Genomic DNA, 21111 nt, shown 5'->3' on the forward strand with positions numbered 1-21111 from the left:
CTGCTCTCGCCTCAATCCATCCGTCGTTCAAGTCGCTTATTCCCTTCCGCCGAATTGAGCCGGCGCAGTCATTTCAGGCTGAAACTGCCGAATCGGCATGAGGCATTTGGAGCCCAGCATGCCCGTCATTGCAAGAGCCGCTCATTTGCCGGCGTTTTTCGACCACCATGTCTCGGGAAAGCCCATCGAATATTCCGGCAGGTTGGCGGGATGTTCGAACTTGTCCCAATAGGCGATGTGAAAGCTCGTGGCATAGAACAACGGAACGACATAGTGGTGGGCGAGCAGCGCGCGGTCGAGCGCCCTCGCCGATGCCTCCTTCTCGGCGACATTCTTGGCATAGATGACCTTGGTGATTAGCGCATCGATGCCGGGATCGGCTATGCCGGCATAATTTCGAGAACCCTGGCGATTAGCGGAGGCCGAACCCCAGAAATCGATCTGCTCATTTCCGGGATTGAGGGTCTGGGCCCAGACATTCCAGATCATGTCATAATCGAAGCTACGCACCCGATTGATATATTGTGAGGAATCGACCGTGCGCACGCGCGCGTCAATGCCAATCTTCTTGAGGTTCTGCGCATAGGGCAGCACCCATTTTTCAACAAAAGGGCTGCCGAGAAGAATCTCGATGGAAAAGGGCTGCCCGGTCTTGGCATTGACCATCTGGTTGCCCTTGATGACATAGCCGGCATCCTTGAGAAGCGCGATCGCTTTGCGAAGATTGTCGCGCGATTTCTGCGGATCGCCCCCCACGGGATTGCTGTAGGGGGTCGTAAAGACCTCAGGCGGCACCTTGTCCTTGATCTCGTTCAGAATATTCAGCTCTTCGCCTTGGGGCAAACCGGAGGACGCAAGCTTAGTGCCGAAGAAATAGCTGTCGTCACGGCGATACACACCATAGGCGACGGTGCGATTGATCTCTTCGAAATCAAAGGCGTAGTTGAGCGCTTCGCGTACGCGCTGGTCCTTGAACTGATCACGGCGCATGTTCGGCACCAGCGCCTGCATCACGCCCGTTGCGCGCAACGGATTGGGCAAGTCTTCGCGCTTGATGCGTCCATCCTTGGCGGCAGGGAAATCATAGCCTGTGACCCAGCGGCTGGCGCTGTTGTCCTGCCAGAAATCGACATTGCCGCCGCGAAAGCCTTCGAATTCTACATCGTCATCGCCGTAATAAGCGTATGAGATCGCTCCGAAATTGTTCTCGCCGACGTTCACGGGCATGTTCTTGCCCCAATAGTCGTCGCGAAGCTCGTAGCGGATGGTAGACCCGGGCGATACCGAAACGATCTTGTAGGGCCCGGAGCCCATAACCGGCTCCAGAGTCGTACGCGTGATGTCGCGCGGCTTGTCGTCAGGACCCGTGCCTTCCCACCAATGTTTCGGAACGACCAAAAGCTGACCGAGAATGGACGGTAGTTCGCGGTTGTTCTTTTCGTCGAAATAGAAGGTGATGTCGCGATCACCGGATTTTTCGGCTCGCGTTACATGCGAATAATAGCTTGTCAGGAAAGGATTGAGTTCTTTCGACTTTTCGAAGCTGAATATGACGTCCTCGGGGGTGACCGGCGTTCCATCGGCCCATTTCGCCTCTGTCCGCAAACGGAACGTGGCGCTTGAGACATCGTCCGGATAGGACACGCCCTCGGCAAGCTGGCCGTAGGAAGAGAAAATTTCGTCGTCGGCCGACTTCAGCAGGGTATCAAATACAAGGCTGAGCCCCGACGCCGGATTGCCTTTTAGCAGCACCGGATTGAGTGTGTCGAAGGTGCCGTTGGAGGAAAGCTTCAACTCGCCGCCCTTCGGCGCGTCCGGATTGACGTAGTCGAAATGCTGGAAGCCGGGCTGGTATTTCAGATCGCCGAGGATGGCCGTGCCGATGCGGAATTGCGGCTCGTCGGCGTTGGATGGCGCCGGCAAGGCCAGCAGGCAGAAAAGAGAAGCAACCAAGCCTGCTTTCAACCGCGACAACGCCATTCATGATCCCCTGTGATTTGACTGGAATCAAGCATAGGCCAAATACGGGCAAAAAACAGGACGGATTGCTCATCTCTTCGCAAACCGGCCCATTGCCACTTCATGAAATCAGGCTTTTGCGGCAGCCTCTTCAAGGCGTTTGCGCAGCATTAGGCGCAATTCGCGGACAAGGCGCCGGTCGCCGGCCGCTTCCGGCTCGTTGGCGGCAACGACGGCGATGCGCAGCAGTTCGAGAACGATCGCCGACATCAGGGCGACATCGTCCGTGACTGGCGGCTCAGCTCGCCGCAGAATGGCGGAAATCAGCTCCTTCAGCTCGGCCCGCGAACGCATCTTGCGGTCCTTCGGCACATCCCGGCGGGTGGCAAGCACCGGAAATTCCGGAAACTCCTCGATGAAAGCGCCGAGCCTGTCGAAGATTGCCTCGCCGCTGTCGGCCGCCGAAAGGCCGCCGCTCTTTTCCGCGATGTCCTGAAGCACCGCTTTCAGCCGCTCCAGCCGCTCGATATGCAGCGCTTCGGCAAGCAGCGGCTTTGTCGGAAAAAATTGATAGAGCGAGCCGATCGACGAGCGCGCTTCGGCGGCGATCTCCGTCATCGTGGCCGCGTCATAGCCCTTCTGAACGAAGATTTTTGCGGCCGCCTCCAAGAGTACGGCGACGCGATCATAGCCGCGGCGGCGCTTCGGAACACGCGTCTGCGGCTCCGCGCTTGATTTTTGCGAGGATTCACTCATGTTTGTCATTGTGAGGATACCCTCATATTTCCCCGGAGCCCCCTGATGCCTCTTTACGATCCCCAAACCACCGCACTTGTCTCCATCGATCTGCAGGGTCTGGTTCTCAGCCGCCCGCTCGCACCCCACTCTGCGCAGCAGATCGTCGAGAATACAGCCGCCATCGCCAGGAAATTGAAAGCCGACGGCGGAACCACAGTCTTTGTGACGGTTGGATTTTCCGCAGACTATGCCGACGCTGTCAACCAGCCCGTGGACGAAAGCTTCAGCTTTCCAGAGGGAGGTTTGCCGCCGGCAGCTCTGGCGGCACCCTCCGAAATCGCTGCGCTGATACCCGACATCGCCATCGTCAAGCGCCAATGGAGCGCCTTTTACGGCACCGAACTCGATCTGCAACTGCGCCGCCGCGGCATCAAAACACTCATCCTTACCGGTGTCGCCACCAATTTCGGCGTCGAATCGACCATTCGCGACGCCTATGCGGCCAATTATGCCGTCATCGTCGCCGAGGATGCGGTAACGACCTTGTCGCAGGAAATGCAGGATTTCGCCTGCACAAAGGTGTTGCCACGGCTGTCGCGTATCCGCAAGACGTCGGAAATTCTGGCTGTTTGATCATACACTTAGCGCTCCGGAGCGCCGATATGCGACGGTGCATTAGCCTTGCGCGATAAAACACGGATTCACCAAAATCGCTTTTCAAGGTAGATTCACCCGCAAATCACTTCGGCCATCGCCGGCAGCTTCTCAAGGAACCACATGATTTCTTTCCTGGTTCGGACCCTCAATGTGTTCAGCAAATTTTCCCTCGCCACCACGATCGGGGCTGGTCTCGTCAGCGGCGATGCGCTGGCGCAGCAGGCAACCCCGTCACCCGGCAGCGCCAAGGCGATTTTCGGGGCTGTGACACTGCCGACGCAGGGACCGCCGCAATCGCTGGGTTTTTATGCCAAGGGCTGCCTTTCCGGCGCCGAAGCGCTGCCGGCCGATGGGCCGACCTGGCAGGCCATGCGCCTGTCGCGCAACCGCCGCTGGGGCCGCCCGGAAATGATCGGACTCCTCGAGCGCCTGTCGCGCGACGCGGCCAAATATGACGGATGGCCGGGTATCCTGGTGGGCGACATCTCGCAGCCACGCGGCGGGCCGATGTTCAACGGTCACGCCTCGCATCAGATCGGCCTCGATGCCGACGTCTGGCTGACGCCGATGCCATCGCGGGCTTTGACAACGGCCGAGCGCGAAACCCTACCGTTCACTTCGATGCTGGCGAAGGACAAATTCCTGACGATCAACGACAAGGTCTGGACGCCGGAGCATGCCCGCCTCCTGATGCGCGCCGCCAGCTACCCCGAAGTCGAGCGCATCTTCGTCAATCCGGCGATCAAGAAGAAGATGTGCGACACGTGGACCGGCGACCGCACCAATCTCGGCAAGCTGCGCCCGGAATATGGCCATGACTCGCATTTCCATATCCGCCTCCGCTGCCCCGCAGGCTCGGCCAACTGCAAGCCGCAGGCACCCGTTGCCGCCGGCGACGGCTGCGACAAGTCGCTCGCCTGGTGGTTCACACCCGCGCCCTGGGCCAAGCCGAAGCCCAGCACGAAGCCGCCGGCAAAGCCGCGCGAAGTCATGGTTTCCGATCTGCCGAAGGCCTGCCAGACCGTGCTGAATGAACCTTCCGTCGCCTCGGCCCGCGCCGCCACCTTCGGCGCCAAGGCCGCCGATGCTACCGCTGCGACCGGCGCGCTGCCGGTTTCCAGCGCCGATACGGGCAGCACTCCCCCGGACAGCATTCCGCAACAGTAAGGGCGGCAGGGCCGGTTCGGCCGGCTTGACCCGTCATTCAAAAGCCCGTCTTTCAAAGGGCTGTCTCTTGGTATAGAAGGCGGATAAATCGATTAAAAGTTTTGGGCGGAGTGAGAGTTTCATGGCCGGCAAATGCATCGCGCTGATCGCGCATGATCAGAAAAAGGATGCAATGGCGGAGTTTGCACGCCGCAACCAGGATGCGCTGGCCGATTGGCATATCGTTGCCACGGGCACGACCGGCGGCCGTGTGCTCGATGTCTGCCCCGGGCTTAAGGTCACCCGCATGAAGAGCGGTCCGCTCGGCGGTGATCAGCAGATCGGCGCCATGATCGCCACCAGCGAGATCGATGTGCTCATCTTCTTCATCGACCCAATGACCCCCTTGCCGCATGATGTCGACGTGAAAGCATTGACGCGGCTTGCCGTTCTCTACGACATTCCCATGGCTCTCAACGAAGCCACCGCGGAACGACTGATCAAAACACTGAACCATTAATCCGCCTCGGCGGCAGACCACGGACCTGGCCATGCCCAAACTCAGCCACAGCGAAGCCCCCCTGCCCTTTCCTATCCTTATCGGCGATATCGGGGGAACCAACGCACGCTTTTCCATCCTCGTCGATGTCTATGCCGAGCCGAAGCATTTCCCGAACGTGCACACCGCTGATTTTAAAACGATCGACGAGGCGATCCAGCAAGGCGTTCTCGACAAGACGGCGGTGCAGCCGCGCTCGGCGATCCTTGCCGTTGCGGCGCCGGTTCGGGGCGACGAAATTCCTCTGACCAATTGCGACTGGGTGATCCGCCCGAAGACGATGATCGAAAATCTCGGCCTCGATGATGTGCTGATCATCAATGATTTCGAAGCGCAGGCGCTGGCGATCGCCGGTGTTTCCGAAGAGCATCGCGAGACCATCGGCGAAACGTCGGAAGGCATGATCGCATCGCGCGCCGTATTGGGGCCGGGCACCGGCCTTGGCGTTGCCGGCCTCATCCATGCCCAGCATACCTGGATCCCGGTGCCGGGCGAAGGCGGACATATCGATCTCGGGCCGCGCAGCGCGCGCGATTTTCAGATCTGGCCGCACCTGGAGCCCATCGAGGGCCGCATCTCCGCCGAGCAGGTCCTCTGCGGCCGCGGCCTGCAGTATCTCTATCACGCGATCTGCAAGGCTGACGGCATCGAGCCCGTGCTGACGCAACCGGCCGATATCACCACCCACGCACTCGCCGGCACCAACGCTCAGGCCGAAGAGACGTTGACGCTGTTCGCCACCTATCTCGGTCGTGTCGCCGGCGACATCGCCTTGATCTTCATGGCGCGCGGCGGCGTCTACCTTGCCGGCGGCATTTCGCAAAAGATCCTGCCGGCGCTGCAGAAGCCGGAATTCCGCGCCGCTTTCGAAGACAAGGCGCCGCATAGCGCGCTGATGAAGTCGATCCCGACGCATGTGGTGACCCATCCGCTCGCCGCGCTCGCCGGCCTCTCTGCCTACGCCCGCATGCCGGCCAATTTCGGCCTGGCGACGGACGGCCGCCGCTGGCGGCGTTGACCAAAGGGGCAGCAACAGATGATCAAGCGCGGTCGTTGAGAGGATCGAACCGGCGACCACGCGACGCCTTTTTGGAGGAGTGGCCTTACCTTATAATAAGCTTGGCTCCATGACCTGCCTTAACCAGTGCAACAGGCCATATCTAGCCAAAACCGTCCTAACTCTTTATAGACCCGCGAAAGCACGTGCCATATGCGGCTCGCTTGGTTTGAGACAGGAAGCCGATATTTGAAGTCGCCGGACACCAAAAAAACCGATATCGACAGTGAGACGATCGCCGCTGTGCTGAAGCGTATCATTGCTGAAAACGGTCGTGACCATATCTGGGGCTACTCGATCGCAATATTTTGCCTCGTTGTGGTCGCAGCGTCGACGGCGACGATGGCTGCGGTTATGAGACCGATCGTGAACGGAGCTTTCTACGAGCGCCGCGCCGAGGTTATGTGGCTGATTTGCTTTGCGATATTAGCCGCTTTTGTGGCCCGTGGTTTTGCTGGTTATTTTCAATCGGTCATTCTGTCCAAAATTGGCAATGACATCATTGCCCGTTATCAAAGGCGCCTCTATGCACATCTGATGACATTGTCGGTTGGCTTCTTCAGCGAAGCCCGTTCGGCTCAGATTGCGGCGCGAGTGAGCCAGAACGTTTCCGGTATCCGCGATGTGATGAACCTTATCATCACATCGACTGCGCGTGACTTTTTGTCATTTGTCTTTCTGCTGGCCAATATGGTCTATCAGGATCCGCTGCTCAGCCTCCTATTCTTCGTCATTGCGCCGCCTGTGTTTCTGGCCTTGCGCCACATCTCAAGGCGCCTACGCGCCGTTACGCGCGAGGCTGTCATTCTCAACAGCCGCGTGCTCGGCGCGATGCAGGAGACTATTCAAGGGGTTTCCATCGTCAAAGCCTTCACGATGGAGCGCGAGCTCGAACGCAAAGTCGATAAGCTGATTACGGCGGCTGAAAACCGACAAAACCGAATTGCTCGTATTTCCGAGCGTAATGGCCCGCTGATCGAAACGGTCGCCGGCTTTGCCGTGGCCGGTGTGTTTGCATACGCTGCCTATCGTTCGATCTATGAAAACGTTCCGCCGGGCGCAGTGTTTTCGTTCATCGTGTCGCTGCTGCTCGCCTATGATCCGGCCCGGCGTCTTGCCAAATTGCAGGTGCAGTTAGAGCGCGCCGTCGTCAATGCGCGCATGATCTACGAATTGCTCGATATGGAGCCGCGTCAGCGCGATCTGCCTGACGCGAAGCCGCTCGCCGTCACCGAGGCCCGCATCGAGTTTCGCGACGTTCACTTCGCCTACGGCGACGAAGCCGTTCTATCCGGCGTGAGTTTCGTTGCTGAGGGCGGAGAGACGACGGCCTTGGTCGGCCCTTCCGGCGCCGGCAAGTCCACCGTCATCAACCTTATTCCGCGCTTTTACGATCCCAAGGCCGGCAGCATCTTCATCGACGGGCAGGACATAGCGCATGTGACGAAGCAGTCGCTGCGCGAACAGACCGCCTATGTCTCGCAGCAGCCCTACCTCTTCGAAGGCACGATCCGCGACAACATTCGTTACGGTCGTCCGGAAGCGACGAATGCCGAAGTCGAGGAGGCCGCCCGGCTCGCCTATGCCCATGATTTCATCCAGGCGCAGCCCCAGGGCTACGACACGCCGGTCGGCGAAAACGGCGTGACGCTTTCCGGCGGCCAGCGCCAGCGCCTGTCGATCGCCCGTGCGCTGGTGCGAAACGCGCCGATCCTGTTGCTGGACGAGGCGACATCGGCGCTCGACACCGAGTCGGAAGCAGCCGTGCAGAAGGCGCTGGACGAAGCCATGAGCGGCCGCACCGTCGTCGTCATCGCCCATCGTCTGTCGACGGTCGTGCAGGCGGAGAAGATCATTGTCATGCAGAACGGGCGCGTCGTCGAAGAGGGCAACCATGAGACGCTTGCGACGGCCGACAATGGCCTCTACGCTCGCCTCAACAACCTTCAGCGGCCGGTCGTTTCCGGCACTTCCCGAAAATAAGACGATAGAGAAGACATGAGCGACGATGCGATGAAGCTGGTGGTGGTGGGCGCGGCAGGCCGCATGGGACAGGCGCTGATCCGCCTCATCCACACCACCGAAGGCGTCACACTGCACGCCGCCGTCGCACGTCCAGGCTCCGCTTTCATCGGCAAGGATGCCGGTGAGATTGCCGGGCTGGGGCCGATCGGCGTCCCGGTCACCGATGACCCGCTTTCCGCCTTCCTGCATGCCGAAGGCGTGATCGACTTCACGACGCCCGCCACCAGCGTCACCTTCGCAGGCCTCGCCGCCCAGGCGCGCATCGTCCACATCATCGGTACGACCGGCTGCTCGGCGGAAGACGAAGCCAAGTTCAAGGCGGCCTCTCGCCACGCCCGCATCGTCAAATCAGGAAATATGGGCCTCGGCATCAACCTCTTGAGCGTCCTTATCGAGCAGGCGGCGCGCGCGCTTCCGCCGGCCGATTGGGACATCGAGGTCCTGGAAATGCATCACAGACACAAGGTCGATGCCCCATCCGGCACCGCGCTCCTGCTCGGCCAGGCGGCGGCAAAGGGCCGCGGCATCGATCTCGGCGAAAATTCTGTGCGCGTGCGTGACGGCCATACCGGTCCGCGGCCGACGGGCACCATCGGCTTTGCCACGCTGCGCGGCGGCGGCGTCATCGGCGATCACTCGGTCATCTTCGCCAGCGAGAGCGAGCGGCTGACACTTTCCCACAATGCCGGCGACCGCTCATTGTTTGCCCGCGGCGCGCTTCAGGCAGCGCTCTGGGCGCGCGACAAAAAACCCGGCTTTTATTCTATGCTCGACGTTCTCGGGCTTTCCACACGTTGATCCCATCCTGGATCGGTTCAGCACGGAACTGCTGAACCGCTTCAGCCTTTTGTTCTCATGCAATTCCGGACGGAAAACCTCTACGCACCTTTCCTGGAATTGCTCTATCAAGGAGGAATATTTCATGAGCGGTACTCTCGTCCTCGTTCGCCACGGGCAGAGCGACTGGAATTTGAAGAATCTCTTTACCGGCTGGAAGGACCCCGACCTCACCGAACTCGGCATCGAAGAAGCCAAGACCGGTGGCAAGGCGCTTGCCGATTACGGCATCAAGTACGACGTCGCCTTCACCTCCGCGCTGGTCCGCGCCCAGCACACGCTGAAGATCATCCTCAATGAAGTCGGTCAACCGGACCTCGAGACCATCAAGGATCAGGCGCTGAACGAGCGCGATTACGGCGATCTCTCGGGCCTGAACAAAGACGACGCACGCGCCAAGTGGGGCGAAGAGCAGGTGCATATCTGGCGCCGCTCCTACGATGTTCCGCCGCCCGGCGGCGAAAGCTTGCGCGACACCGGCGCCCGTGTCTGGCCCTACTACCTCACGGAAATCCTGCCACGTGTTCTCGCCGGCCAGAAGGTGCTGGTCGCCGCTCACGGCAATTCGCTGCGCTCGCTCGTCATGGTCCTCGACCGGCTGACCAAGGAGCAGATCCTGGCGCTCAACCTCGCGACCGGGGTACCGATGGTCTACAAGCTCAACGCCGACTCCACCGTTGCTTCCAAGGAAGTGCTCGGCGACATGTCGGGCGCGCATTAACATCTAGAAATACTAAACCACCCCTCATGCGGTTGACGGCAGAGGGGTGGGAAATTTGGCATGACGTGTTACGTTGTACTAACGGTGTAACACATGAGATCAGATATGACAGACGCCACGTTCACGTTTCGAGTTGAGGAAGACTTGAAATCTGCCTTCAACGAGGCGGCGCGGGCGCATGATCAAACCGCGGCGCAACTGCTTCGCGCATTCATGCGCGACTACGTGAAGCGCCAGCAGAATGAAGCTGAATACGACATCTGGTTTCGTCAGCAAGTTCAGGCGGGGCTTGATTCCGCCAATGCCGGCAATCTCATTCCAGCCGATGAAGTAGAAGCCGAGTTCGCTGCTTTGCGGGAAGAAACACGCCGCAAGCTAAGTGGAAAACCCTCGTGAATCTTGTTTGGACTCTCGAGGCAAGAGCTGATCGACGCGCAATTTACACTTATATCGAGGCGGATAACGCCGCCGCCGCGCTCGCGCTTGACGAACTTTTCGCCAAGAGATCAGCGCAGCTTATTGCGCACCCAATGACAGGCCGTCCTGGTCGCGTGTCGGGAACGCGAGAGCTGGTCGTCCATAGACACTATTGCTGATTTACGATCTCGCGGACGAAACGGTGCGAATACTCCGCATTCTCCATGCTGCTCAGCAATGGCCTCCGAGCGGGATTGGACCGATTTCCTAAAGCCTTTCAATTCTCGACGGTGAAACGGACCCTGTCGGCGGCGAAGCGGGAAATCGAATATTGCACCGGAACATGGTCAAGATCCGAATTGAGCGCCTGTGCAACCAGCACGATGGCCCCCGGGGATAATTGCAGGTCGGCCAGATCGCCTTCGTCGGCATGCGTCGCGGTGATTTCGGTGACGACGCGCACATAATCCGGCACGCCAAGCTCACGAAATGCCTTGGTGATCGATCCGGTCGTTCGATAGATCTCGGCAATAGCGCCGAACCGATCCGCCGGGAACCAGCTTGTGGCCCGCGAAACCGGACGGTGATCCGCCTGACCGAGCGTTTCCAGGCGCACAAGCCGTGTGCCGGTCTTGATCTTGAGCTGCCGAGCCAATTCCGTACTCGCAGCCTCCTCGCTGGCGGCCAGCAGGATACTACGGGTCTCGCGCACCTGATCGCCAATGCCTTGCGAAAACCGCGTTCGCTTCGAAATCGGGAAGCTCAGGCGCTCCTTGCGCTCGATCAAAGTTCCGCGCCCCTGCACGGCCCTGACGATCCCTTCCTGCGCCAGCGCCGCAAGTGCGCTTCGTATCGTGTGCCGGTTAACCCCGAACTGCAGCGCGAGCGCCGTTTCCGGCGGCACCATGCCAGTGTCGTCAAAATCGCCGTGGTTGATCGACGTGCGAATCCGGTCGGCGATCTGCCGCCAGAGCGCCACGCCCGTCTGTCTTTGTACCTTCTGCCCCGCCATATCGCCTGCTGCTAATGTCACACGCTTGTCACGTCTCGCCAATAAATATAAAACTACCTTGTATGGTTGTCTATATCAATAGACATTTTGAGGATGACGCGATGAATTCAGCACAGAGGCAAGAGGCGGCAGCGCAGGAGCGCCGGGAACGCAAGCGCGCCGCCGATCTTTTGGCGCGGGCCGAACGCGAAGAGCTAGACGCGGCCTGGGAAGCATTATCCAACAAACCCGTGGTTCAGCCCGTACGAGGACCGGAAACCGGGCTCGTCATGGTGCGCGGCCGCATCGGCGGCGGCGGTTCGCCCTTCAATCTCGGCGAGGTCACTGTGACGCGCGCCACCGTCAAGCTCGCCTCGGGTACGATCGGCCACGCGCATGCGCTCGGCACCGACCGCGAGAAGGTGCGGCTCGCGGCGATCTTTGACGCGCTCTGGCATCAAACGGCCACCAAGGAATTCGTCGAGAAAGCCATCCTGCTGCCGGTCACCGATCGGATTGCCGAATATGACCGCAAACGCGCCGAGGAAACGGCAGCCACCCGCGTTGATTTCTTCACCATGGTCCGCGGAGAAGACAAATGAGCCTTTCCACCACCTCTACGACGCGCGGCAACGATGCGTTGACCGGCGGTTTCGCCGATCCGGTGTTCGACGCGCAGAGCGTCTTCAAGATGATGATGGATGCCATGGCGCGGCCTGGCATCATCCAGACGATCACCTCCGATATCGCTACGCCCGCTCCCCTCGGCTTTGCTGCCGGCGCAATCGGCCTCACGCTTTGCGATCATGATACGCCGGTGTGGCTATCGTCCAGTCTCGCCAAGTCGGCCGCGCCGGAATGGCTGAGCTTCCATACCGGCGCAGCGGTGGCATTCGACAGGATCGAGGCGCGCTTTGCCTTTATCGAGGCCGGCATGGCGCTCGCTTCCCTCAACCAATTCGCCGTCGGCACTCAGGAATATCCCGACAGATCGACGACACTGCTGCTCGAAATCGCAGCCCTTGAGGGCGGCAAGGAACTCGCGCTCTCAGGCCCCGGCATTGCCGGTATCCGCATGATCGCTCCGATCGGCCTGCCCGATACGTTCCTGCGCATCTGGAACGACAATCGCGCGCTTTTTCCGCGCGGCGTCGATCTCGTTCTGACGGCGGGACGGCAATTCCTTTGCCTGCCGCGCACCACCAAGATCATCGCGACGGAGATGTGACGCATGTATGTTGCCGTTAAAGGCGGCGAAGCCGCCATCGCCAATGCTCACCGGCTGCTCGCCGATCGTCGTCGCGGCGACCGTTCGCTGCCGGCCATCGGCATCGACCAGATCGTGGCGCAATTGGCGCTCGCCGTCGACCGCGTCATGGCGGAAGCCTCGCTTTACGACCGCACGCTGGCAGCCCTTGCGGTTCGCCAGGCGCGCGGCGATATGATCGAAGCGATCTTCCTGCTACGCGCCTACCGCACCACGCTGCCGCGCTTCGGCTATTCCCAGCCGCTAGATACGTCAGCGATGAAGATCGAGCGCCGCATCTCCGCCACCTACAAGGACCTGCCGGGCGGCCAGCTTCTCGGCCCCACCTTCGACTATACCCATCGCCTGCTCGACCCGAGCCTGCTCACCGATGCGCCCGTGGACGAGCCGATGCAACGGCCGGCGGAAGAAGGCCGTGTGATGCGCGTCTCGGAAATTTTGAGCCAGGAAGGACTGATCGAGGGCGACGGTGAAATGCCGATCGACCACGAGACCGGCGACCTGACGCGCGAGCCGATGGAATTCCCGATGACCCGCGATCTGCGCCTGCAGGCGCTTGCGCGCGGCGACGAAGGTTTCCTGCTGGCGCTCGGCTATTCGACCCAGCGCGGCTATGGCCGTACCCACCCCTTCACCGGCGAAATCCGCATCGGTGAAGTGGAGGTCGAACTGGACGTGCCGGAACTCGGTTTCGCCGTCTCGCTGGGTAGCATCCAGGTTACCGAATGCCAGATGGTCAACCAGTTCAAGGGATCGGCCAAGGCGCCACCGCAATTTACCCGCGGCTACGGCCTCGTCTTCGGCCAAAGCGAACGCAAGGCCATGGCGATGTCACTGGTCGACCGGGCGCTGCGTGCCGATGAACTCGGCGAAGATATCGTCGCACCCGCCCAGGACGAGGAATTCGTCATTTCCCATTCCGACAACGTGCAGGCGACCGGCTTCGTCGAACATCTGAAGCTGCCGCACTATGTCGACTTCCAGGCCGAACTCGACCTGGTGCGCCGCATGCGCCGCGACTTCGAAGCCGCCCGCGACGGCGGCAAGGATCCCCTGACGGAGGCAGCCGAATGACCGAACTTGCCACCTATAATTTCGCCTATCTCGACGAACAGACCAAGCGGATGATCCGCCGCGCCATCCTGAAGGCAATCGCCATTCCCGGCTATCAGGTACCCTTCGCCTCACGCGAAATGCCGATGCCCTATGGATGGGGCACTGGCGGCGTCCAGTTGACTGCCGCGATCATCGGGCCGGATGATGTCCTCAAGGTCATCGACCAGGGCGCCGACGACACGACCAACGCCGTCTCTATCCGAGCCTTCTTCCAGAAGGTCGCCAATGTCGCCGTCACCACCCGCACGGACGAGGCGACCATCATCCAGACACGCCACCGCATCCCGGAAGGCAAGCTCGAGCCCAATCAGGTGCTGGTCTACCAGGTGCCGATCCCCGAACCGCTGCGCTACCTGGAGCCGCGCGAGACCGAGACGCGCAAGATGCATGCGCTCGAAGAGTACGGTCTCATGCATGTGAAGCTCTATGAGGACATCGCCCGCAACGGTCGCATCGCCACGACCTACGCCTATCCGGTCAAGGTCGCCGGCCGCTACGTGATGGACCCATCGCCGACGCCGAAATTCGACAATCCGAAAATGCATATGTCGGATGCGCTGCAGCTCTTCGGCGCCGGCCGCGAGAAGCGCATCTATGCCGTACCGCCCTACACCGAAGTCGTCAGCCTCGATTTCGAGGATCATCCCTTCGAAGTGCAGCGTTTCGACAAGCCTTGTGCGCTCTGCGGCGCCGAGCAGGTCTATCTCGACGAAGTGATCCTCGACGACAAGGGCGGGCGGATGTTCGTCTGCTCCGACACCGATTTCTGCGAAGACCGCCGCGCCCATGGCCATGCCGGCCCCATGCTGGCGGCCAATGGGCTGGCTTCCAACCAGGAGGCCGCCGAATGAGCGACACGCCACTCCTCAAGGTCAAGGACATCTCGAAATTCTACGGCAGCCGCATCGGTTGCCGCAATGTGTCGTTCGACCTCTGGCCCGGTGAAGTGCTGGCGATCGTCGGCGAATCCGGCTCCGGCAAGACGACGTTGCTCAATTGCATTTCGACCCGGTTGCTGCCGACCACCGGCAGCGTCGAATATCATATGCGCGACGAGACCTATCGCGATCTCTTCCGCATGAACGAAGCCGAGCGGCGCCTCCTGATGCGCACCGACTGGGGTTTCGTCCATCAGAACCCCGCCGACGGCCTGCGCATGACGGTTTCGGCCGGCGCCAATGTCGGCGAGCGGCTGATGGCGATCGGCAACCGGCATTACGGCAATATCCGCAACACGGCGATCGATTGGCTGGAACGTGTGGAGATCGACGCCGACCGCATCGACGATCAGCCGCGCGCCTTCTCAGGCGGCATGCGCCAGCGCCTGCAGATCGCCCGCAATCTGGTGACCGGTCCTCGCCTGGTCTTCATGGACGAGCCGACCGGCGGCCTCGACGTGTCCGTGCAGGCCCGCCTGCTCGATCTCGTCCGCGGTCTCGTCAACGATCTCGGCCTATCGGCCATCATCGTCACGCACGACCTCGCCGTCGCCCGGCTGCTCTCGCACCGCATGATGGTCATGAAGGACGGCGTCGTGATCGAACATGGTCTCACCGACCGCGTGCTCGACGATCCGCGCGAGCCATATACGCAACTGCTCGTCTCTTCGATCCTGCAGGTTTGAGGAAAAACCATGGCAACCCCCCTCGTCGTTTCCGAAGTCTTCAAGAGCTTCACCATGCACCTGCGCGATGGCATCCGCCTGCCGGTCGTCGCCGATGTCTCCTTCTCCGTCGCATCGGGCGAATGCGTGGTGCTCGGCGGCCCTTCCGGCATCGGCAAGAGCTCGCTTTTGAAGATGATCTACGGCAACTACGCCGTCGATAGCGGCCAGATCCTGGTGACGCATCGGGAAAGGATCATCGATCTCGCCGCCGCTGATCCCCGCACCGTGCTGGAAGTTCGCCGCCATACCATGGGCTATGTCAGCCAGTTCCTGCGCACCGTGCCGCGCGTTGCTGCCATCGACGTCGTTGCCGAGCCGCTGTTGGCGCGAGGCGAAAGTGCCGAGACCGCTCGCGAAAGGGCGGGCAACCTGCTTTCGCAGCTCAACCTTCCGGAAGAGCTTTGGCAATTGCCGCCCGCCACCTTCTCCGGCGGCGAACAACAGCGCGTCAATATCGCCCGCGGCTTCATCACCGATCACGCCATTTTGCTGCTCGACGAGCCGACCGCCTCTCTCGACGCGAGAAACCGTGCCGTCGTGGTCGACATGATCGAACAGAAGAAAAAGGCCGGCGTCGCACTCCTCGGCATCTTCCATGACGAGGAAGTGCGCGAGGCCGTCGGCAGCCGCATTCTCGACGTGTCGCAATTTTCGCCCAGAAAGTCCGCCGCATGAGCCGCAAATTGGGCGAAACGCCTTTCATCAGCCCCTCGGCGAGCGTCAGCAACTCGACGCTCGGCCGCTACACCGAAGTCTCGGACCGCTGCCGCATCGACGAAACGGAGATCGGCGATTACTCCTACATCATGCAGGATGGCGCGGTCTGGTGCGCCACCATCGGCAAATTCGTCAACATTGCCGCGGCGGTGCGCATCAATGCCACCAACCATCCGACCTGGCGGGCGACGCTGCATCACTTCACCTATCGCGCCGCCGACTATTGGCCGGATGCCGATATGGAGACGGAATTCTTCACCTGGCGGCGCGACAATCGCGTCGTCATCGGCCATGACGTCTGGATCGGCCATGGCGCCACCATCCTGCCGGGCGTCACTGTCGGCAACGGTGCGGTCATCGGCGCCGGCGCTGTTGTCTCCAAGGATGTCGCCCCCTATACGATCGTCGGCGGCGTGCCGGCCAAGCTCATCCGCCAACGCTTCACCGAAGCTGTCGGCGAACGCATGGACAAGCTTGCCTGGTGGGATTGGGATCATGCCACATTGCGAACCGCGCTTGCCGATTTCCGCGCCCTTTCGGCCGAAGTTTTCCTGATCCGCTACGGCGCATGACGCCACTGCGCGGTCCTCGCGCAATCCACCCGCAAATCCTCTTCGAAGCCCGAAAATCTCCCCGGTTTTCGGGCTTTTGCGTTGCCGTTACGGAAGGGCGCAAACAGGGGGGAATTGTAACAGCAGTTACACAAATCTGACATTGGAGGTTCATGAACCGGGACTAATGCGTTGCTCATGCTCAGCGCATGGCAGCGTCGAAGGCTTCTTCGAAGCGAAGGATTATGCGCTCGTCCAACAGATTTCCGCGGCCCAGACGTCAACGTTTGTTGCGGCGGAGCCGGGCAGCCGCGAAAGGAAAGCCTCATGTTCGAGCTGAAGAATGTCTCGCGCCGGTTCGGAAACAAGCTCGCTGTCGATTCCGTGACGTTGGACATTCCGCAAGGACAGATGGTCGGCATCATCGGCCGCTCGGGCGCCGGCAAATCCACGCTGCTGCGCATGATCAACCGTCTTGCCGATCCGAGCTCCGGCTCCATCCATTTCGCCGGCACTGAAGTCTCCAAGCTGCGCGGCCGGGCGTTGCGCAACTGGCAGCGCGATTGCGCCATGATCTTCCAGCAGTTCAACCTGGTTCCCCGCCTCGACGTTCTCACCAACGTCATGCTCGGGCGGCTGAACCAGCGCTCGACCACGCTGAGCCTGCTTTCCATCTTCAGCCGCGAAGAGCGCATCCAAGCTATTGCGGCTCTCGAGCGCCTCGGCATCGAGCAGACGGCATTGCAGATGGCCGGCACGCTGTCGGGTGGCCAGCAGCAGCGCGTCGCCATCGCCCGCGCCCTAATGCAGCAGCCGAAAATGATGCTTGCCGACGAGCCGATCGCCTCGCTCGATCCGCTGAACGCCAAGATCGTCATGGATGCGCTGCGCGACATCAACGAGCGTGAGGGCATCACCGTCATCACCAACCTGCACACGCTGGATACGGCGCGCAATTATTGCGAACGCATCGTCGGCATGGCGGCCGGCCGCGTCGTCTTCGACGGCAAGCCATCAGAGCTGACGGCCGCGGCGGTCAAGGAAATCTACGGCACCGACAAGGATGGCGCCGGTATCGACGAGACGATGACGTCGACCGCCATCAATCTTTCCGATCAGCCCGCGCAAGCCGCGGCAAACGCATCCGCCGGCCCGCAACCGCTGGCACTGGCCGGTCTCTGAGCGAGACGGCCGCGATCGAAGGCCCGCGTCAAGGGCGCATTTCTTCTAGACCGAAGACATCCGGGGACACCGGTTAATCAGGAGACGAACCCATGTTGAAGAAGACCCTTCTCGCAGCCACGGCGCTTCTCGCGCTCGCTGGCGGCGCTGCCGCTCAGGACATCAAGGAATTCCGCGTTGGTATTCTCGGTGGCGAAAACGAAGCCGACCGCCTGCGCAACTACGCCTGCCTCTCCGACCACCTGAAGAAGGAGTTCGGTTTCGAGAAGGTATCGCTGTTCCCGGCTGCCGACTATGACGGCGTTATCCAGGGCCTGCTCGGCGGCACGCTCGACTTCGCCGAACTCGGCTCTTCCGGCTATGCAGCCACCTACATCAAGGACCCGAAGGCCGTTACCCCGATCCTGACCACGCAGCAGACGGACGGCTCGACCGGCTATTACTCGATCGGTCTCGCTCTGAAGTCCTCCGGCATCAAGACGATCGCCGACGCCAAGGGCAAGAAGCTCGGCTACGCCGATCCGGACTCCACTTCGGGCTATCTCGTTCCGCTGACGCAGATTCCGAAGACCACCGGCATGCCGAACGACAAGTTCTTCGCTTCGACCCAGTTCAACGGCGGTCACGAGAACAACCTGCTCGCCGCCTATGACGGCAAGGTCGATGTTGCCGTTGACGACTCTTCGGGCCTTGGCGATTTCAAGGACGGCTACACCTCGGGCACCTTCCACAAGGAAGTCGACAAGGGCGCCGTCGATCCGAACAAGCTCGTCGAAGTCTGGCGTTCGCCGCTGATCCCGAACGGCCCGCTCGTCGTTCGCAACGCCCTCGGCACCGAATGGCAGGCCAAGCTGACCGACTTCTTCCTGAAGCTCCCGACCACCGATGCCAAGTGCTTCTCGGCGATCGAAGGCGGTGACTTCAAGGGCTACGTCAAGGTGAACCCGGACTTCTACAAGGCCGTTGTCGAAGTTCGCAAGGCTGCCATCGGCGGCTAATCCCTATCCAGACTGCAGGGCGGCCGGCGACGGCCGCCCTTTTCCTATCACAAGGGCAGGACATCAAGGGCAGGACATTCATGACGATTGCCGATACTCAGCTACAGACGCAAGGCGCTCCCCAGGGCGCCAAGGATATCGGCGACGCCTGGAGCAGGATGGTGGCGCGCCGCCGCCTTTATACCGGCATCGGCCTGCTGATCCTGATCATCGCCTTCGTCAGCTCCGTGCGCTTTGCCGACGAGAGCAATGCCGGCCACTTCTTCGATCGCCTGCCGCATCTTTTCGATTTCCTGAGCTGGCTCATCCCCAAGGATTGGGCCGACGTTTATCGCGCGCTCTTCGACTTGCCGAGCCCCAATGGCGCAAACGGCGTCGGCGGCGAGGAGTTCAATTTTCCGAACGGCCGCGTCTATGTCTGGGGCAACTTCTATATTCCTGAATATTTCGAGCTGATGATCATCACGATCAACGTGGCGCTGGTTTCCACCATCATCGGCTTCGTCGTCGCCCTGCCCCTCAGCTTCTTTGCCGCGCGCAACATGTCGCCGTCGCATCCGGTTCGTCTGGTGACCAAACGCTTCATGGAATTGCTGCGCGCCTTTCCCGAAATCGTCATCGCCGGCCTGTTTTCGGCGATCCTGTCGATCGGCCCGATCGCTGCCATCATCGCCGTCGGCCTGCATACGATCGGGGCACTCGGCAAGCTGTTCTACGAAGTGATCGAGAATATCGACATGAAGCCCGACGAGGGCATGAGGGCGGTCGGCGCGAGCTGGACGGAGCGCGTTCGCTTCGCCGCGCTGCCGCAGGTTCTGCCGAATTTCATGTCCTATGTGCTGCTGCGCCTGGAGATCAATGTCCGAGCCTCCACCATCATCGGCGCCGTCGGCGGCGGCGGCATCGGCGAGGAGCTGAAGCTTTCGATCTCGCGCGGCTTCGGCGCCAAGACGGTAGCGCTCGTGCTGCTGCTTTTCGTGACGATCGTTGCCGTCGACCAATTTTCCGCATGGCTCCGTCGCCGTCTCGTCGGCGAACATGCCTTCCTTCTGCAACACTGAGGTTGCCCATGTCCGTCATCGACGCCGGTCGCATGCAGGAAATCGAAGCACGCTATCCGGAGATCCTGCACCGATCATTCCGCCAGCGCTTCGGCGCGCTGATGATCTTTCTCGGCGTGATCCTTTACGGCATCTACGCCGTCTGGTTCTTCGACCTGCCGAAGATCATCGCTGAGGCGCATTGGGAACGCGTCGGCATCTATCTCAGCGAATGGATCAGCTACGACGTGCAGCCGGAATTCCACGTTTCAGGCGACAAGATCAGCGTCAAATATCCGCGTTTTTCGCCGCTCGGCGATAATCCGCACCCAGATTGGGTGACGAACAATCCCGACGGCAGCCTGACGATCTCGGTCAGCGGCACCGGCCGCAGCGTAACGGTGACGAAGACGCAAGCGATCCTGACCGCGCATGGCGTCACCGTTCCGATCGACTTCACCGGCGACGCGCCGAAGCTCCTCGGCTCGGAACCGCCGCCGTCGTGGATCACGGTCTATGACGATAACATCCTCGCCAATATGGGCTTTGCCGGCGACGTCAGCATTTCCACCGACCGCGTGAAGATCCGCAAGCGTTTCCTCGGCTGGGCGAATTTTGTCTTCGACACGCACTCGCCTTTCTTCGACAAGCCGGCAAGCGAAGTGATCGGCCTGATCGTCTCCGGGCCGCGCCTCGACCCGGCGCAATCCAATCTCTCGCTGGCCTTCGACAACATTTGGAACAATGGCGCCTGGCAGCATGGGGACGTCTGGACCAAGCTGTTCCAGACCATCGTCATGGCCTTCCTCGGCACGCTGCTGGGATCGCTCGCCGCCTTCCCGCTCTCCTTCCTTGCGGCCCGCAACATCACGCCGAGCCGCCTGGTCAATCAGATATTGAAGCGCTTCTTCGACTTCCTGCGTTCGGTCGACATGCTGATCTGGGCGTTGTTCCTGACCCGCGCCTTCGGCCCCGGCCCGCTTGCCGGCAGCGGTGCGATCTTCCTGACGGAGACCGGCACGCTGGGCAAGCTCTACTCCGAAGGGCTGGAGAACATCGACAACAAGCCGCGCGAAGGCGTCAAATCGACGGGCTCCTCGACGGTTCTCGTGCATCGCTACGGTATCATGCCGCAGATCGTTCCCGTCATCGTCAGCCAGACGCTCTATCAATGGGAATCGAATGTGCGCGGCGCCACCATCATCGGCGCAGTCGGCGCCGGCGGCATCGGCCTCAAACTTTGGGAAGCCATGCGCACCAACGCCAATTGGGAAAACGTCGCCTATATGGTGCTGCTGATCCTGATCGTCGTCTTCCTGTTCGATGCCGGTTCCAACGCGCTGCGCTCACGCCTGATGGGGACGCAGAACCGGTAAGAAGCCTTCAGAAAAATCGTGGCGCATCATCATTTTGTCACGGGAATCCGGTAGCGCAGGTCGGCAAGACAACATTGCTCGAACCCGCTTT

Annotated in this window: 23 protein-coding genes; 20 read left to right on the forward strand and 3 right to left on the reverse strand. The window is 61.0% G+C overall.

The window, feature by feature from the left end; genetic code table 11:
* Positions 1–141 precede the first annotated feature (141 nt).
* Both PH547_RS19090 and PH547_RS19095 read right to left on the reverse strand, forming a co-directional pair.
* The gene (locus PH547_RS19090) at positions 142–1980 is read right to left on the reverse strand and encodes an extracellular solute-binding protein (RefSeq protein ID WP_104821606.1); all 1839 of its coding nucleotides are present in this window, start codon (positions 1978–1980) and stop codon (positions 142–144) included.
* A 108-nt stretch (positions 1981–2088) separates the two neighbouring features.
* Complete coding sequence (locus tag PH547_RS19095; protein ID WP_285169077.1) at positions 2089–2724, reverse strand: TetR/AcrR family transcriptional regulator; 636 nt, start codon at positions 2722–2724, stop codon at positions 2089–2091.
* Between the two features lie 36 nt (positions 2725–2760).
* Here PH547_RS19095 and PH547_RS19100 point away from each other — a divergent pair, with 36 nt between their 5' ends.
* The 9 genes from PH547_RS19100 to PH547_RS19140 all read left to right on the forward strand — a co-directional run bounded on the left by PH547_RS19100 (position 2761) and on the right by PH547_RS19140 (position 10295).
* The gene (locus PH547_RS19100) at positions 2761–3330 is read left to right on the forward strand and encodes a hydrolase (protein WP_285169078.1); all 570 of its coding nucleotides are present in this window, start codon (positions 2761–2763) and stop codon (positions 3328–3330) included.
* A 144-nt stretch (positions 3331–3474) separates the two neighbouring features.
* Positions 3475–4521, forward strand: a complete 1047-nt coding sequence (gene mepA, locus PH547_RS19105) for a penicillin-insensitive murein endopeptidase (protein ID WP_285169079.1) — start codon at positions 3475–3477, stop codon at positions 4519–4521.
* 121 nt (positions 4522–4642) lie between these two features.
* Positions 4643–5020 (forward strand): methylglyoxal synthase, encoded by a 378-nt coding sequence (locus tag PH547_RS19110; protein WP_104821602.1) that lies wholly within the window; start codon positions 4643–4645, stop codon positions 5018–5020.
* Between the two features lie 31 nt (positions 5021–5051).
* Positions 5052–6077 carry a glucokinase gene (locus PH547_RS19115; RefSeq protein WP_104821601.1) on the forward strand — a complete coding sequence of 342 codons (1026 nt, stop codon included), beginning with the start codon at positions 5052–5054 and terminating at the stop codon, positions 6075–6077.
* A 228-nt stretch (positions 6078–6305) separates the two neighbouring features.
* A complete protein-coding gene (locus tag PH547_RS19120) occupies positions 6306–8099 on the forward strand; it encodes an ABC transporter ATP-binding protein (protein ID WP_285169080.1) in 1794 nt (597 codons plus the stop codon).
* Between the two features lie 15 nt (positions 8100–8114).
* Positions 8115–8939 carry a 4-hydroxy-tetrahydrodipicolinate reductase gene (gene dapB, locus PH547_RS19125; RefSeq protein WP_285169081.1) on the forward strand — a complete coding sequence of 275 codons (825 nt, stop codon included), beginning with the start codon at positions 8115–8117 and terminating at the stop codon, positions 8937–8939.
* A 124-nt stretch (positions 8940–9063) separates the two neighbouring features.
* On the forward strand, positions 9064–9699 hold the full coding sequence (locus PH547_RS19130) for a 2,3-bisphosphoglycerate-dependent phosphoglycerate mutase (RefSeq protein ID WP_285169082.1): 636 nt from the start codon (positions 9064–9066) through the stop codon (positions 9697–9699).
* Between the two features lie 105 nt (positions 9700–9804).
* The gene (locus tag PH547_RS19135; RefSeq protein ID WP_104821597.1) at positions 9805–10095 is read left to right on the forward strand and encodes a CopG family ribbon-helix-helix protein; all 291 of its coding nucleotides are present in this window, start codon (positions 9805–9807) and stop codon (positions 10093–10095) included.
* The gene (locus PH547_RS19140; protein ID WP_445944971.1) at positions 10092–10295 is read left to right on the forward strand and encodes a type II toxin-antitoxin system RelE/ParE family toxin; all 204 of its coding nucleotides are present in this window, start codon (positions 10092–10094) and stop codon (positions 10293–10295) included. The genes PH547_RS19135 and PH547_RS19140 overlap by 4 nt, the downstream gene beginning before the upstream one ends.
* Before the next feature lie 98 nt (positions 10296–10393).
* On the opposite strand, the gene phnF is transcribed toward PH547_RS19140, so the two are convergent.
* A complete protein-coding gene (gene phnF, locus PH547_RS19145; protein ID WP_104821596.1) occupies positions 10394–11128 on the reverse strand; it encodes a phosphonate metabolism transcriptional regulator PhnF in 735 nt (244 codons plus the stop codon).
* A 101-nt stretch (positions 11129–11229) separates the two neighbouring features.
* Here phnF and phnG point away from each other — a divergent pair, with 101 nt between their 5' ends.
* The 11 genes from phnG to phnE (PH547_RS19200) all read left to right on the forward strand — a co-directional run bounded on the left by phnG (position 11230) and on the right by phnE (PH547_RS19200) (position 21020).
* Positions 11230–11709 (forward strand): phosphonate C-P lyase system protein PhnG, encoded by a 480-nt coding sequence (phnG, locus tag PH547_RS19150; protein ID WP_104824942.1) that lies wholly within the window; start codon positions 11230–11232, stop codon positions 11707–11709.
* Positions 11706–12335 (forward strand): phosphonate C-P lyase system protein PhnH, encoded by a 630-nt coding sequence (phnH, locus tag PH547_RS19155; protein ID WP_104821595.1) that lies wholly within the window; start codon positions 11706–11708, stop codon positions 12333–12335. The genes phnG and phnH overlap by 4 nt, the downstream gene beginning before the upstream one ends.
* A 3-nt stretch (positions 12336–12338) precedes the next feature.
* Positions 12339–13448, forward strand: a complete 1110-nt coding sequence (locus tag PH547_RS19160; protein ID WP_285169083.1) for a carbon-phosphorus lyase complex subunit — start codon at positions 12339–12341, stop codon at positions 13446–13448.
* Positions 13445–14341 (forward strand): alpha-D-ribose 1-methylphosphonate 5-phosphate C-P-lyase PhnJ, encoded by an 897-nt coding sequence (locus PH547_RS19165; protein ID WP_285169084.1) that lies wholly within the window; start codon positions 13445–13447, stop codon positions 14339–14341. The genes PH547_RS19160 and PH547_RS19165 overlap by 4 nt, the downstream gene beginning before the upstream one ends.
* Complete coding sequence (gene phnK, locus PH547_RS19170; RefSeq protein WP_285169085.1) at positions 14338–15114, forward strand: phosphonate C-P lyase system protein PhnK; 777 nt, start codon at positions 14338–14340, stop codon at positions 15112–15114. Before PH547_RS19165 ends, phnK begins: the two co-directional genes overlap by 4 nt.
* 9 nt (positions 15115–15123) lie before the next feature.
* Positions 15124–15831 carry a phosphonate C-P lyase system protein PhnL gene (gene phnL, locus PH547_RS19175; RefSeq protein WP_285169086.1) on the forward strand — a complete coding sequence of 236 codons (708 nt, stop codon included), beginning with the start codon at positions 15124–15126 and terminating at the stop codon, positions 15829–15831.
* The gene (locus tag PH547_RS19180; RefSeq protein ID WP_285169087.1) at positions 15828–16445 is read left to right on the forward strand and encodes a DapH/DapD/GlmU-related protein; all 618 of its coding nucleotides are present in this window, start codon (positions 15828–15830) and stop codon (positions 16443–16445) included. The genes phnL and PH547_RS19180 overlap by 4 nt, the downstream gene beginning before the upstream one ends.
* A gap of 306 nt (positions 16446–16751) precedes the next feature.
* Complete coding sequence (phnC, locus tag PH547_RS19185) at positions 16752–17606, forward strand: phosphonate ABC transporter ATP-binding protein (RefSeq protein WP_285169089.1); 855 nt, start codon at positions 16752–16754, stop codon at positions 17604–17606.
* Between the two features lie 92 nt (positions 17607–17698).
* Complete coding sequence (gene phnD, locus PH547_RS19190; protein WP_104821588.1) at positions 17699–18604, forward strand: phosphonate ABC transporter substrate-binding protein; 906 nt, start codon at positions 17699–17701, stop codon at positions 18602–18604.
* A gap of 80 nt (positions 18605–18684) precedes the next feature.
* Positions 18685–19665, forward strand: coding sequence for a phosphonate ABC transporter, permease protein PhnE (gene phnE, locus PH547_RS19195; protein ID WP_104821587.1), 981 nt, complete (start codon positions 18685–18687; stop codon positions 19663–19665).
* 8 nt (positions 19666–19673) lie between these two features.
* Positions 19674–21020 carry a phosphonate ABC transporter, permease protein PhnE gene (gene phnE / locus PH547_RS19200; RefSeq protein WP_104821586.1) on the forward strand — a complete coding sequence of 449 codons (1347 nt, stop codon included), beginning with the start codon at positions 19674–19676 and terminating at the stop codon, positions 21018–21020.
* Positions 21021–21111 lie beyond the last annotated feature (91 nt).

Origin of the sequence: Rhizobium cerradonense (assembly GCF_030182455.1) — a bacterium.
In the GTDB taxonomy this organism is placed as follows: Bacteria; Pseudomonadota; Alphaproteobacteria; order Rhizobiales; family Rhizobiaceae; genus Rhizobium.